Genomic DNA, 12,092 nt, shown 5'->3' with positions numbered 1-12,092 from the left:
TCAGCAATGCAGCGAGGTTGAAGAGAATGTTGAATTATGAATTGGAAGACGCGGGTTGAGGATTTGTTTGCGTCGTTGGTTTGTCCATTGTGATTATTTCGTGAAAAACGATGTTGTTCAGAATTTTATCCATCATTTTCGTTTTGCTTCTGGCAGGTTGTGGAGCCAGGTCTGTGGACAAATCTGTCCCGGCGCCAGAAGCGGCAATTCAGAAGGAGGTTTCAATGACGTACAACACGCTTACCCCTGAAGAGCGATGGGTGATCATCGACAAGGGCACTGAAAGGCCGTTCAGCGGTCAGTATTACTTGAACAAGGAGAAGGGGGTTTACCAGTGCAAGCAGTGCGGCTCGGCGCTGTTCCGGTCGGACGCCAAGTTCGATTCGGGTACCGGCTGGCCGAGCTTCGATGACGCGATTCCTGGCGCGGTGAGGCAGGATACCGACCGCGACGGGCTTCGCATCGAGATTCTGTGCGCCAACTGCGGCGGGCACCTGGGCCATGTGTTTTACAATGAAGGGTTTACCTCAAAAAACGCCCGCTACTGCGTCAACTCGATTTCGCTCTCCTTCGATCCCGCCGACAAGCCCGCCACGACGACCGAGAAAGCGGTGTTCGCGGGCGGATGCTTCTGGGGCGTGGAGTACCATTTCAAAAGGACGAAGGGGGTGCTATCGACCACGGTCGGTTACACGGGAGGCAAAACCGCGCATCCGACCTACGAGCAGGTGTGCACCGGACGCACCGGCCACGCCGAAGCGATCGAGGTGGAGTTCGATCCCTCCGTGGTCAGCTACGAGGAGCTGGCGAAGCTCTTTTTCGAGATTCACGATCCGACGGAGGTTGACCGGCAAGGTCCCGATATCGGTACTCAATACCGGTCGGCAGTATTCTACCAGAACGAGGAGCAGAAGAAAATAGCCGAGGCGCTGATCCAGCAGCTCAAAAGCCACGGATACGATGTTGTGACCACCGTCGAGAAGGGCGATGAGTTTTGGCCCGCCGAGCTGTACCATCAGGACTACTACGAAAAAACCGGCCACCGCCCGTACTGCCACATCTATCAGAAGCGGTTTTAATGGGCGTAGATTGTAGGGGCGGCTCTTGTGGTCGCCCTGTTTTTTTTGTGGACTTCCCATTTCCAGTTTTTGCGGGGTGTGCTTGACATCCCGCGTTTTTTGTTTTATGTTATTGGCATATGCTAATAATTGTTGACTGAAAAAAATGCCCAGACCACAGAAATGCCGGGCTATCGCCCAGGATCCGGAGCATCGAGTTTTCGGGCCGTTTTGCGCCGGAAAACGCGAGGATGAGGCGCTGGTGATGAGCTTCGACGAGTTCGAGGCGATCCGGCTGGCCGACGTGGAGGGGCTGTATCAGGAGGAGGCTGCCGGGCAGATGCAGGTTTCGCGCCAGACCTTCGGCAATATCCTCGCTTCGGCGCGGAAAAAGTTGGGCGAGATGCTCGTGCTTGGCAGAATGTTAAACGTAAAAGGAGGAAACATCATGGTTTCACAAGAACAGAGAGCGTTCGGATGCGCCGCCTGCGGCCACCGGTGGTCGCTGCCATTCGGCATCGCGCGACCGGCGGAGTGCCCGACGTGTTCGAGCCAGAACATCCATCGCATGTCGCCCGGCGGCGGCTTTGGCGGCGGACGGCGTGGCGGGGGAAAGTGCCGGGGCTTTCGCACCGGGCTTGACCGGGGGCCTGGCAATGGCGAAGGCCGCTGCCAGGGCGAGGGCCACGGCAACGGGCATGGGCGGATGCGCGGCAACAGCGAAGAGGGAGGCGCGGCATGAAAATCATCATTCCACTCGACGAGTACAGCGGCCCGGATTCGCAAGTGTGCGACCATTTCGGCAGCGCGCCCTTTTTCGCGACCGTCGATATGGCTGCGGGCGAGGTCAGTATCATTGACAACCAGAACGCGCACCACGACCACGGGCAGTGCACCCCGGCGGACAATTTCGCGGGGATAGGCGCAAGCGCCATCGTGGTCAAGGGAATCGGCGCCAGGGCGGCGGCAAAAATGCAGAGCCTTGGCATGGAGGTGTACATGGCCGGACCGGCCCGGACGCTGGTCGAAGTGATCGAAGGCTTCGGCAGCGGTATTCTCAACAAACTCGACGCCCAGCAAACCTGCCAGGGGCACGGATGCCACTGAGGAGAATTATGAATTATGAATGTTGAATGATGAATTGAAGAGTTGAATCGGGCGGGCCTTTGTGTCCGTCCGTTGTCCATCAAGTCCACAACGTCCACTTTTCCTCCCAAAAAAGGAGAAGCAATGAAATCTATGGTGCTGGAGCGGGCTGTCGATCTTTCGCGGGAAACGGCTCCGCTGGTTTTGCGGGAGTTGCCCGTGCCTGAGCCGGGGGTTGGGGAGATTCTGCTGCGGGTCGGTGCTTGCGGCGTCTGCCACACGGAGCTTGACGAAATCGAAGGACGTACGCCGCCGCCGCGATTTCCGGTGATTCCGGGCCATCAGGTCGTCGGGCGGGTCGTGGCCTGCGGCGATGGCGTCGCGGGCATCGAAACCGGCAGCCGCCGAGGCGTGGCGTGGATCTACTCCGCCTGCGGCCACTGCGACCTCTGCCTTTCCGGCCACGAGAATCTTTGCCCGGAATTCCGTGCGACGGGCCGTGATGCCGACGGCGGCTACGCGGAGTACATGGCGGCTCCGGCGGCTTTCACCTATCCCATTCCCGATTGTTTCACCGACGCCGAAGCCGCGCCGCTCCTCTGCGGAGGCGCGATCGGCTATCGCTCGCTCAAGCTCGCTAACCTCAGGGACGGTCACACGCTCGGCCTGACCGGTTTCGGCGCGTCGGGCCATCAGGTGCTCAAACTAGCCAGATTTCTCTATCCCTCATCGCCGGTCTTCGTTTTCGCCCGAAGCGAAAAAGACCGCGACTTCGCCCGCTCGCTCGGCGCTGACTGGGCTGGCGAAACCACCGCCGAACCGCCGTTACCCTGTGCTTCGATCATCGATACGACGCCCGCCTGGCTCCCGGTGCTCTCGGCGCTCGAACGGCTGCGGCCCGGCGGACGGCTCGTTATCAACGCCATCCGCAAGGAGTCGCGCGACAGCAATCTGCTCGCGGATATTTCTTACGAGCGCCATCTCTGGATGGAGAAGGAGATCAAAAGCGTGGCCAACATCACGCGGGCCGACGTGTCGGCGTTCCTCGACATCGCCGCCAAAATGGGGCTGAAGCCTGAATCGCAATCCTTCCCGCTCGAAGAGGCAAATCGTGTGCTCCTCGACCTGCGCCACGGACGGGCGAGAGGCGCGGCGGTGCTGATTCCTACGTGAGCAGGAGCAGGCTTGCCGCCATGATTGCCATGCCGAGAATCAGACCGGCGATACCGACGTGGTGCTCGCCGTTCTGCTGCGCGGCCGGCAACAGCTCGTCGAGCGAAATGTACACCATGATGCCCGCCACGCCGCCCAGCACAATGCCGAAAACGTAGGGGCTGAGGAAGGGTTTCAGAAGCGCGTAGCCGATGATGGCGCCCAGCGGTTCGGCCAGCCCCGACAGGAACGAGTAGCCGAATGCGCGCGCCCGGCTGCGAGTCGCGAAATAGATCGGCACCGCGACAGCCATGCCTTCGGGAATGTTGTGCAGGGCCACGGTGGCCGCGATCGCGATGCCGAGGTTCTGGTTGGACAGGGCGCTGAAAAAGACCGCGAGACCTTCCGGAAAGTTGTGAATGGCGATGGCTCCGGCGGTCATCAGGCCCATGCGGTGCAGCCGCGCTTCTTCGGATGCGCCGGTTTCGATGCCGCCGATCATGTTCATTTCGTGCGGGTTTTCGAAGTCCGGCACGAGCCGGTCGATCAGCCAGATGAAAATGATGCCTCCGAAGAACGCCAGCGTCGAGAAGAGCGCGCCGTGAGATTCCTGCGCGAGTCCGTCAAGCATCTGGCGGGATTGCGGCATGATCTCCATGAACGAAACGTAAAGCATCACCCCGGCGGAAAATCCCAGCGAAAAGGTGAGGAACCGGCGGTTGGTGTGTTTGACCATGATGGCCAAGGCGCTGCCGATGCCGGTCGAAAGCCCGGCGAGCAGCGTCAGCAGAAGCGCGGGGTAGTAGTTGCTCATGCGGCGAGTATCAGGATTTCGTTCCGTTGCGTTATGCAGACGAAAATCTTGCTCATGGACATCTCTTTTTCTTGATGGTGCTCACAGCAACCATGCAGAATAGGCTGGCGTTCCGGCCTTTTTGTTTATCCCCTCGAATCGTCTCAGCCGTTGGCGTTGTGCTTGTCGATGAGGGCGAGCGTTTCTTCGGCGGAGTTGCACACATCGTAGAATGAACGGTAGCTCTCGCCGACCATTTTTTCGGCGGCGATGCGCTCGAAGAAGTGCAGGAGCTGATCCCAGAAGCCATCGGTGTTCAAGAGAATGATCGGCTTTTCGTGGTGGCCGAGGTGCTTCCAGGTGAGAATCTCCAGAAACTCGTCGAGGGTGCCGAAGCCGCCCGGCAGGATCACGAAGGCGTCCGCCCAGCCGGTGAGCAGCATTTTGCGCTCGTGCATTGTTTCGACCACGCGCAGTTCGGTCAGCCCGTAGTGGGCGACCTCGCGCTCTTCGAGAAAGCGCGGAATGACGCCCCGAACCTGCCCGCCGCAGCGCATGACGGCGTCGGCGGCGCACCCCATGAGCCCGACGTGCCCGCCGCCAAAGACCATGCTGATCTTGCGTTCGGCCAGCCCTCGGCCCAGCGCCTCCGCTTCGTTGAAATAGGCGTCGGGCGCGCGGTTGCTTGAGCTGCAATAGACAGTGACTGAGCGGATCATGGCTTGGCTGGTTTACAGGTTCTGGTGATGCTGCCGGGCGAGCGGCGGTAGAGGTAGCTCTCCGGCTGGTCGATTTTCAGGACGCGGAATTGCCCGGATGCTCGCTCCCAGAGGTCGGTGTCCTCGGCGTAGTCGAGCGCCCGGAATCCGCCGATGTCGAGGAACAGCTCACGCCGCCCGAACATCGTCGCGCCCGCGATGCACTCCCTGACGTGAATCCATTGCTCCGGATCGTCGCGATCCCGCACCCACGGGTCGCCCTCGATGGCGAATCCGCCGCAAATGAGCCGCAGCTCCGGCGTCGCCTCCATCATCCGGTAGCGCGATTCGAGGTGCTCCGGCAGGTAGAGGTCGTCGCTGTCGAGAAAGGTGACGTAGCGCCCGAACGAGGCCTGGATGCCCGCGTTGCGCGACAGGGCGGCCTTGCGGTTCCGGTGCTTCATGTAGCGGATGTTCTGGTGCTGGCGAAGGAACGCATCGACAATCGCAAAGGTCTCGTCCGAACTGCCGTCATCGACGACGATCAGCTCCCACTCCGCGAAGCTCTGGGCGACGACGCTCTCGATGGCGGGCGCGAGCAGCGGGGCGCGGTCGAAGGTCGGCAGGATGATCGAAATGGCCGGGCGGATGTCGAATCGCGGTGCGTTCATGCTCGTCGTCACTTGCTTTTCAAGGTTCGCCGACAAGCTGCACGAAAATTTCGTGGCTGCGCGGGCGATTGTCGCTGAAGGTCACGGCTCAATCGATTTGATGGCGAAGGCGCACACCAGCATTCCGGCGACGAGGAAGTTCTGGGCGATGGCGTTGTAGCGCACGTCCATCGTTCGCGGCGAGCGCACGAGGCTGAATTGCAGCAGGAACTGCGGTACGACGAGCGCCGCCGTCACCCATCCGTAGGTCGGCTCTCCGATCATGAACATGTAGCCCGCCGCCATGAGCTGGCCGAGGTCGATCATCACCGCCGCGATGAGCGCCGCCTTGCGCTCGCCGAAGACCGCCGGAAGGGTGTGAATGCCCACCTGCCGGTCGCCCTCGATGGACTTGAAGTCGTTGATGGTCATGGTGCCGGTGCTCGCGATGGTGTAGAGCGCGGCCACGATGAGCGACGGCGTGATGGCGCGGAGCGAGAAGTCGGGCCGGTAGGCGATTTCGCCCGCCACCCACGGAATGATGAGGTACGAAACCGCGACGATGATATTGCCCGCCCAGAGCCGTTTTTTCAGCTTGATCGGGTTGGCGCTGTAGAGGTGCGCGTTGATGATGCCGATGACGACGTAGAGCGCGATGAGCGGATGCACCAGCCAGCCGACGATGACCGAGAGCACCGACCAGAGGGCGATGAGCATTGTGGCGCTACGGAGTGAAATCGCGCCGCCGGGAATTGGGCGGTTGGGTTCGTTGATCTCGTCGAGGTCGCGGTCGAAGTAGTCGTTGAGCATCTGGCAGGTGCCGGTTGCCAGCGGCCCGGTGAGCAGCACGGCGAGCCAGAACTTCGTTTCGCCGACCTCCCGCCAGCCGAAAGCCCCGCTCGCCACCGCGCCGCAGATGAAGCTCCAGACCACCGGAATCCAGGTGACGGGCTTGAGGAAGCGCACGAACAGACGGAGGCTGGAGAGTGGTTCGGAGGAACGGTTCTGCGGAGGAACCATCTTGCGAACGTTCAGCGCGCCCTTTTCGCCGTTAGCAGCTTTGCCCGATACCTGACGCTCTTGAGATTCCGCTCCGGCCACGCTTGTTTGTACTAAATGGTGATGAAAAGAGTTACGGCGTCAAAAATAACACCATAAAACGAAACAACAGCACACTTGCCCGCAAAAAATCAGCGCGACGTGATCGCCGGAACCTGCACGGAGTACCGTCCGTACCGGTTAAAATGGTAAAACCGCAGCTCAGATTTTCGGATGGTGAAAAATGCCGGAAAAAGGCATTAACTGCTTTTGGAATAATGGGTAATGGGAAAAAGTCGGAATCATTGAGCTGCGGTGCTTGCATAAGTCATTGAAATTGCATAACCTACAGAGGCAGTTCAGTAGTACAATCAGACCATTGTCCCTTGTCATCGCTGATTTTTCCATGAGCTGCGGTTTTCGCGCCCGCAGCCCTTGCCAGTCAAGCGTTTCCGGGGGTACTCTTTATAGCTAATTGCACTCGCAGAGGATTGAAACAATACCTGTTCGATCGGACTCATAACCCGCATTACTTCACTTTATAGCTAATTGCACTCGCAGAGGATTGAAACTTTTCAGGTAAGCGCCTACCCCTGCAGAGATGCCGCCATCTTTATAGCTAATTGCACTCGCAGAGGATTGAAACCAAAGCACATGTCGGCCCAGAGGTCAAGGAACCATTTCCCTTTATAGCTAATTGCACTCGCAGAGGATTGAAACTTTTAGCGATTCGGTCGTAGTGCCGTTATAACAAGACTTTATAGCTAATTGCACTCGCAGAGGATTGAAACGCATGATTGAATGGATCTTGGGTTATTAAGACTACAACCTTTATAGCTAATTGCACTCGCAGAGGATTGAAACTGTCTGCCGACAGGCTCCACATCGCGGCCACATCGTGCCGGCTTTATAGCTAATTGCACTCGCAGAGGATTGAAACGTCATGGCCATGTTCAGCCAGTCACCAAAGATCACCTCATGCTTTATAGCTTATTGCACTCGCAGAGGATGTTTTTTAACAGTAAGGTTGTATTTCTTATTACAATTTTGACGAAAACTTGCTATGCCTGAATTGCTGACACAGAATAATCTGATGTTTCTGTTTGCATTTACAGCAGGAATGGTTTCTATTATTCAGCTTCTTGAATACCTGGTTACAAAGAACATTCCTTGGCTATGGCGGATTGTTCGGCAGCTCTGGAGAAAAATCAGGCGGAGTATTGGCAAAAAAGGGGATGACGGTTATGTTCAGCGCCATATTCTAAACTTTTCAGGCCATCCTGTCTCGTCCGGTCAGCAGCAGGCAATCGAAAAGCACATGCACTGGACCTCATCCAGCGTGGTGGATGTGCGATTGGGGAATGTGCCCGAAGACAACAACTTTGCAGCCGCAATCACCAAAGCCATCGAACGCGCCGGACTCTCGCGCGAGGAGTGGCAAACGATTCCATGCGTGGCCGTGCCCGCCGGTTATCCGGCAGTCTGGTCGGTCATCCTCGCCGAACTGCACGGACGGCTCGGCCACTTCCCCGACGTCGTCCGCCTCCGCCCAACCCAGCCGGGCGCAAGTGAAAAGTACGAAGTAGCGGAAATCATGCACCTGCTACAATTGCGACACGAATCGAGGGGAAAAAGATAACGGTCAGTGTTTTTAGACATGATTCGTTGATTTAGCCAAGAAAAATGCGTAAAATAGCATTCGTGCTGATGTTCGGCCTTTGATGAGATGATTACAAATACGCGCAATCCCCGCTCTGCCTTTTGGTTATGCCACCATGATTATCCCCGGTCCTGATTTGATTTTTCAGTAGTACGGCTTTTTCCTTTTTGAAGCGCATATTTCGTACCGTTATGTCAAGTAGGTATCCAGTCATCGAATGTGGCATTCAGCTTCTTGCCTGACTCTAAGCGCTTGATTTATCAAAACTTGATAACGCTAACCCTTCTGTCCTCCTATGCCTGAGCGGAATTCGTTTTATCTTGGCGCTTTGCTGCACGATGTCGGCAAGTTTGTCGAACGAGGAAAGCTCAGATTCTGGAGCACCTCGGCAAGATGGTATGTGGAGAAAAAGCAGACAAGCGGCAAGTCCCATGCTCATAAGCGCTATTCTGCCGCGTTTATCAAACTGTTTCGAGATAAAGAGTTCCTGTCGGATCCAAAGATCGAAGAGTTAGCTCTGCATCATCATCCGAGCTTCGAAACAGGCTTTGTTGACTCCAACAGCAAAAACATTCACTACAAGCTTCTTCAGATCGCCGATATCTGGGCCTCGAAGGAACGGGAAAAGGTCACCTTTCTTGAGCGGGTCTATTATACAAGAGCGCGACTTCAATCGATCTTTTCAGATATTAGGCTTACCGAAAAAGCCGGAGATGACTACAAGCCCGGCCTCGAATATCATGAACTGACGCCACTCTCCACCTTACCGGAATCACTATTTCCGGCAGGCCAATCTCCCAGATTGCCCCCACAGCCATACCACTCGATTGTCGAGGAGTTCAAGACCTCATTCGGCAAGATACGAACAGACAGGGAGGACGAGTTGTTGCCGCTTCTCTGGAAGTATTTCAACGCCGTCCCAGCCCAAACGCCGTACAGAAAGCAGGCGGAGTTTCTCGACAGGCCAGACATCAATCTCTTTGACCACTCAAGGGTCACGGCGGCTATCGCCCTCTGCCTGTATGATGAATGGATGCTTGGTGAATGGAATGGTAAAGACAAGACCATTCTCAAATATCATCCCGGCAGCGAAAAGCAGGACGCGCTTCCGGCCCCCTGCATTCTGGTTGGCGGAAGCATTTCGGGAATCCAGAAGTTCATTTTCAACGTTCCGTCGAAAATGGCCGCCAAAACCCTCAAGGCGCGTTCGTTCTACGTACAGTTTTTTGCCGATCTTTGCGCGCAAAAGGTTCTTGATGCTCTTGATTTGAAACAGGCCAATCTGCTCTATAACGGCGGAGGCCGGTTCTACATTCTCGCCCCGAAATCGAAAGAAGGTCAGCTCGACCAGTGCCGGAACGAGATCATGCAAAACCTGCTCCGTCGCGAGTTCATCGACGACGAGTTGAGCATCTCCCTTGCTTGCGTGGATGTAGCTCCAGGCGATTTTATGGAGCATTTCGGAGAAAAATGGGGAGAAGTGAACCGGAAGCTCGATGTCGCCAAAATGCAGAAGTTCAGAGGCTTGGATTATGACGATGTGTTCGAGCCGAAAGAGCAGCGCCGGGCAACTGAAGAACCGGCAAAAGGTGATCTCTATACGGAGATTACAGAAAGCCTGAAAAAAGAGGGCTACCGGATTTCCGACGCATCGGAGAGCGGTACATCGAAGCGTGATGGCTGGAGGAGTCTGTTCAGGTCGATGGGCTATGAGGTGGATTTTACTTCCGGCGGCGCAACGGGCAACACAACCGTTTTCAATACAACAGATTTCGAGGGAAAATATTCCGGCTTCCGGTTTGCCGTCAAGGATTTACCGCGTTGGAGGCCTGAGACGATCAGCCGTTTCAGGAAGGAGGTCGAGGAGCGTGGGCGCTCCATCGAGGAGTATCAGGATGATGACGGCGAGGGCGGCAAACTAGAGATAAAAACGGACAATATCATCACCTATTCGCAGCTTGCCTTCAAGTCATTTTATGAAACCGGAACCGAAAAGCTCGGCATTCTGAAAATGGATGTCGATGATCTCGGAAAGATTTTTGCCGAAGGCTTTCCCAAAGACCTCAGAACCCCTTCGCGGGTGATGTCCCTGTCGCGTTCATTGCAGTGGTTCTTCGAGGGGTACATGAACACGATCCTTCGCGATGAAGAGTTCCGCGATTATATCTATCCGATCTTTTCGGGTGGCGACGATCTGTTCATGGTCGGAGCCTGGCACAAGGTGTTCGACATAGCCCTGAAAATCCGGGAGGAGTTTCAGAAGTTCGTCTGCAACAACCCGTCACTGACACTCTCGGCAAGTTTGCTTGTCGTCGATGAGCACTATCCGGTCTCCCGCTTTGCCGTGCTCGCCGAAGAGCGTTTGCACGAAGCAAAGTACGGTCGCACCAATAAAAACTCGATCAACGTATTCGGCGAGATTCTTAACTGGCAAGAGTTCCGGGACGCCGAGAAAATCAAAGAGAAACTCGTCAGGATGGTCAAGGAGCTTGATGAGCCGAAAGCGATCATTCAAAAGGTGCTTCAGGGGTGCAGAGGGCTTGAAACGCTCTCCGGCGGAACACCGGGAAAGCAGCAATCTTATGCCATCAAGGTGTGGCAAATGGCCTATTTCTTCAGAGACCTCGAACGGGAACATTCGAAAGCTGTTGCCGATGAGATTATCGCTGAATATGAAAAGGTTGTCTTTGACGCCATGAAAGGCGAAACGGTAAACCCGATGTATATAGCGGTCGGAGCACGCTGGGCTGAAATGGCATCTCGTGAAAAAAATGAAAAGAACAATGCTCTTATAATTGAAAGGAGTCAATCCGATGCAAAATAAACCTAACCAGAAATGGAATGAGGACTTTGCTGACCACAAGCTAAAGAAAGCCTTTTGCGATGAATATGTTGATTATCTCCTGAAAACGGATAGGTCGGCGTATAATGATTATATTACCAAAATAAAAGAATATGTTTCGGGAATACGTAATAATATCACGTCATCACAACTACGAAACGTTTATTTAAGGGTAAAAAAAGCCGGAAATTGCGAGGAATTATTATTGCTACGACCTAAAATAGCTTATGTCGGAGGCCGTTCAGATTCGTATGACATGAAAACATTTGTTTTTCTTCTTGATCGACTGATAGAAAATCTTGATGATAACAAGGAAAAAATGAAACAGTTTCAGTCATTTTTCGAAGCGGTCATAGCTTATCATAAATATTATGGAGGGAAAGAATAATGAGGCTCATCGGAAAAGTTCGTCTGTCCGGCAAGATAAAGGCTGAAACCGGTTTGCATATCGGTGGTTCAAAAACCGCTTTGGATATTGGAGGCATTGACCTGAACGTCATCAAAACGGCTGAAGGGGTGCCCTTCATTCCCGGCAGCTCTCTGAAAGGCAAGCTCCGTTCGATTCTTGCTCGTGAGCATGGTTCAGAAGCAATAAGCAGGCCTAAAGGTGATGAGGATAAACAAAAAGTTTATGACGATGAGATTCCTGTCATCAAAGAGCTGTTTGGCACTGCCGGAGACAAAAAAGACGGGTGTCCATCGAGAATTATGGTGAGAGATGCCTCTCTCGACAAGTCCTTGTTCGATGCCCAGAAGCTAAATGGAGTGTTCAGTGAACTCGAAATGGATTATACGGAGAGCAAGTGGGAAAATACCATTGTGCGAAAGACAGGAACGGCGATAAATCCTCGCCCTGTCGAGCGGGTTCCGGCAGGTGCACAATTCGATTTCGAGATCATCTACAATGTGTTCAGTGAAGGCAAAAAAAAGAGGCTCGAACATCTGAACGAGATCACCAAGGCGCTGCGTATCCTCGAAGACGATTACCTCGGTGGGCAAGGGTCTCGCGGTTACGGAAAAATCAGTTTTAAAGATGTTGAATTCAGCTACAAAACCATCAAACACTACAAGAACGGAAACGACTGGCAAGAACTGAAAGGATTTGAATTATAACA

General features: G+C 54.9%; 13 protein-coding genes and 1 CRISPR repeat array. Of the genes, 8 read left to right on the top strand and 5 right to left on the bottom strand.

The window, feature by feature from the left end; all coding sequences use genetic code 11:
* Positions 1–224: 224 nt before the first annotated feature.
* The 4 genes from FGF66_RS00755 (at position 225) to FGF66_RS00740 (ending at position 3,317) form a co-directional block, all read left to right on the top strand.
* The gene (locus FGF66_RS00755) at positions 225–1,079 is read left to right on the top strand and encodes a bifunctional methionine sulfoxide reductase B/A protein (protein WP_139455793.1); all 855 of its coding nucleotides are present in this window, start codon (positions 225–227) and stop codon (positions 1,077–1,079) included.
* A gap of 145 nt (positions 1,080–1,224) precedes the next feature.
* Complete coding sequence (locus FGF66_RS00750) at positions 1,225–1,800, top strand: DUF134 domain-containing protein (protein ID WP_139455792.1); 576 nt, start codon at positions 1,225–1,227, stop codon at positions 1,798–1,800.
* Complete coding sequence (locus tag FGF66_RS00745; RefSeq protein WP_139455791.1) at positions 1,797–2,165, top strand: NifB/NifX family molybdenum-iron cluster-binding protein; 369 nt, start codon at positions 1,797–1,799, stop codon at positions 2,163–2,165. The genes FGF66_RS00750 and FGF66_RS00745 overlap by 4 nt, the downstream gene beginning before the upstream one ends.
* Before the next feature lie 123 nt (positions 2,166–2,288).
* On the top strand, positions 2,289–3,317 hold the full coding sequence (locus FGF66_RS00740) for a zinc-dependent alcohol dehydrogenase family protein (RefSeq protein ID WP_170181125.1): 1,029 nt from the start codon (positions 2,289–2,291) through the stop codon (positions 3,315–3,317).
* Here FGF66_RS00740 and zupT read toward each other — a convergent pair.
* The 5 genes from zupT to FGF66_RS00715 form a co-directional block, all read right to left on the bottom strand.
* Positions 3,310–4,110 (bottom strand): zinc transporter ZupT, encoded by an 801-nt coding sequence (zupT, locus tag FGF66_RS00735; RefSeq protein WP_139455790.1) that lies wholly within the window; start codon positions 4,108–4,110, stop codon positions 3,310–3,312. The genes FGF66_RS00740 and zupT overlap by 8 nt on opposite strands.
* Positions 4,111–4,253: 143 nt before the next feature.
* On the bottom strand, positions 4,254–4,808 hold the full coding sequence (locus FGF66_RS00730) for an LOG family protein (RefSeq protein ID WP_139455789.1): 555 nt from the start codon (positions 4,806–4,808) through the stop codon (positions 4,254–4,256).
* A complete protein-coding gene (locus FGF66_RS00725; RefSeq protein ID WP_139455788.1) occupies positions 4,805–5,458 on the bottom strand; it encodes a glycosyltransferase family 2 protein in 654 nt (217 codons plus the stop codon). Before FGF66_RS00725 ends, FGF66_RS00730 begins: the two co-directional genes overlap by 4 nt.
* Before the next feature lie 81 nt (positions 5,459–5,539).
* On the bottom strand, positions 5,540–6,538 hold the full coding sequence (chlG, locus tag FGF66_RS00720) for a chlorophyll synthase ChlG (protein WP_139455787.1): 999 nt from the start codon (positions 6,536–6,538) through the stop codon (positions 5,540–5,542).
* Positions 6,539–6,569: 31 nt separating this feature from the next.
* Positions 6,570–6,800: a hypothetical protein gene (locus FGF66_RS00715; protein WP_129051671.1), complete on the bottom strand. Its 231-nt coding sequence runs from the start codon at positions 6,798–6,800 to the stop codon at positions 6,570–6,572.
* Positions 6,801–6,938: 138 nt separating this feature from the next.
* A CRISPR array of direct repeats spans positions 6,939–7,491; the repeat unit is 35 nt; unit sequence CTTTATAGCTAATTGCACTCGCAGAGGATTGAAAC.
* A 47-nt stretch (positions 7,492–7,538) separates the two neighbouring features.
* On the opposite strand from FGF66_RS00715, the gene csx15 reads away from it, so the two are divergent.
* From csx15 to csm3, 4 genes are all read left to right on the top strand, one after another.
* A complete protein-coding gene (gene csx15, locus FGF66_RS13020) occupies positions 7,539–8,114 on the top strand; it encodes a CRISPR-associated protein Csx15 (protein WP_139455786.1) in 576 nt (191 codons plus the stop codon).
* Positions 8,115–8,430: 316 nt separating this feature from the next.
* Entirely contained in the window at positions 8,431–10,959 is a 2,529-nt protein-coding gene (cas10, locus tag FGF66_RS00705) for a type III-A CRISPR-associated protein Cas10/Csm1 (RefSeq protein WP_139455785.1), read from the top strand.
* Positions 10,949–11,365 carry a type III-A CRISPR-associated protein Csm2 gene (gene csm2, locus FGF66_RS00700; protein ID WP_139455784.1) on the top strand — a complete coding sequence of 139 codons (417 nt, stop codon included), beginning with the start codon at positions 10,949–10,951 and terminating at the stop codon, positions 11,363–11,365. The genes cas10 and csm2 overlap by 11 nt, the downstream gene beginning before the upstream one ends.
* On the top strand, positions 11,365–12,090 hold the full coding sequence (gene csm3, locus FGF66_RS00695; protein WP_139455783.1) for a type III-A CRISPR-associated RAMP protein Csm3: 726 nt from the start codon (positions 11,365–11,367) through the stop codon (positions 12,088–12,090). The genes csm2 and csm3 overlap by 1 nt, the downstream gene beginning before the upstream one ends.
* Positions 12,091–12,092: the final 2 nt, after the last annotated feature.

The sequence above is a fragment of the Chlorobaculum thiosulfatiphilum genome (assembly GCF_006265165.1).
Classification (GTDB): domain Bacteria; phylum Bacteroidota; class Chlorobiia; order Chlorobiales; family Chlorobiaceae; genus Chlorobaculum; species Chlorobaculum thiosulfatiphilum.
Note: the sequence above shows the minus strand (reverse complement) of the source record. Positions and strands in the feature narration are given on the sequence as shown.

What these genes read in the sequence shown, in the direction of transcription:
- FGF66_RS00745 (WP_139455791.1), top strand. Translation starts at nt 1,797, where the DNA reads ATGAAAATCATCATTCCACTCGACGAGTACAGCGGCCCGGATTCGCAA.
- FGF66_RS00750 (WP_139455792.1), top strand. Translation starts at nt 1,225, where the DNA reads ATGCCCAGACCACAGAAATGCCGGGCTATCGCCCAGGATCCGGAGCAT.
- FGF66_RS00725 (WP_139455788.1), bottom strand. Translation starts at nt 5,458, where the DNA reads ATGAACGCACCGCGATTCGACATCCGCCCGGCCATTTCGATCATCCTG.
- FGF66_RS00755 (WP_139455793.1), top strand. Translation starts at nt 225, where the DNA reads ATGACGTACAACACGCTTACCCCTGAAGAGCGATGGGTGATCATCGAC.
- FGF66_RS00740 (WP_170181125.1), top strand. Translation starts at nt 2,289, where the DNA reads ATGAAATCTATGGTGCTGGAGCGGGCTGTCGATCTTTCGCGGGAAACG.
- cas10 (WP_139455785.1), top strand. Translation starts at nt 8,431, where the DNA reads ATGCCTGAGCGGAATTCGTTTTATCTTGGCGCTTTGCTGCACGATGTC.
- FGF66_RS00730 (WP_139455789.1), bottom strand. Translation starts at nt 4,808, where the DNA reads ATGATCCGCTCAGTCACTGTCTATTGCAGCTCAAGCAACCGCGCGCCC.
- csm2 (WP_139455784.1), top strand. Translation starts at nt 10,949, where the DNA reads ATGCAAAATAAACCTAACCAGAAATGGAATGAGGACTTTGCTGACCAC.
- zupT (WP_139455790.1), bottom strand. Translation starts at nt 4,110, where the DNA reads ATGAGCAACTACTACCCCGCGCTTCTGCTGACGCTGCTCGCCGGGCTT.
- FGF66_RS00715 (WP_129051671.1), bottom strand. Translation starts at nt 6,800, where the DNA reads ATGCAAGCACCGCAGCTCAATGATTCCGACTTTTTCCCATTACCCATT.
- csx15 (WP_139455786.1), top strand. Translation starts at nt 7,539, where the DNA reads ATGCCTGAATTGCTGACACAGAATAATCTGATGTTTCTGTTTGCATTT.
- csm3 (WP_139455783.1), top strand. Translation starts at nt 11,365, where the DNA reads ATGAGGCTCATCGGAAAAGTTCGTCTGTCCGGCAAGATAAAGGCTGAA.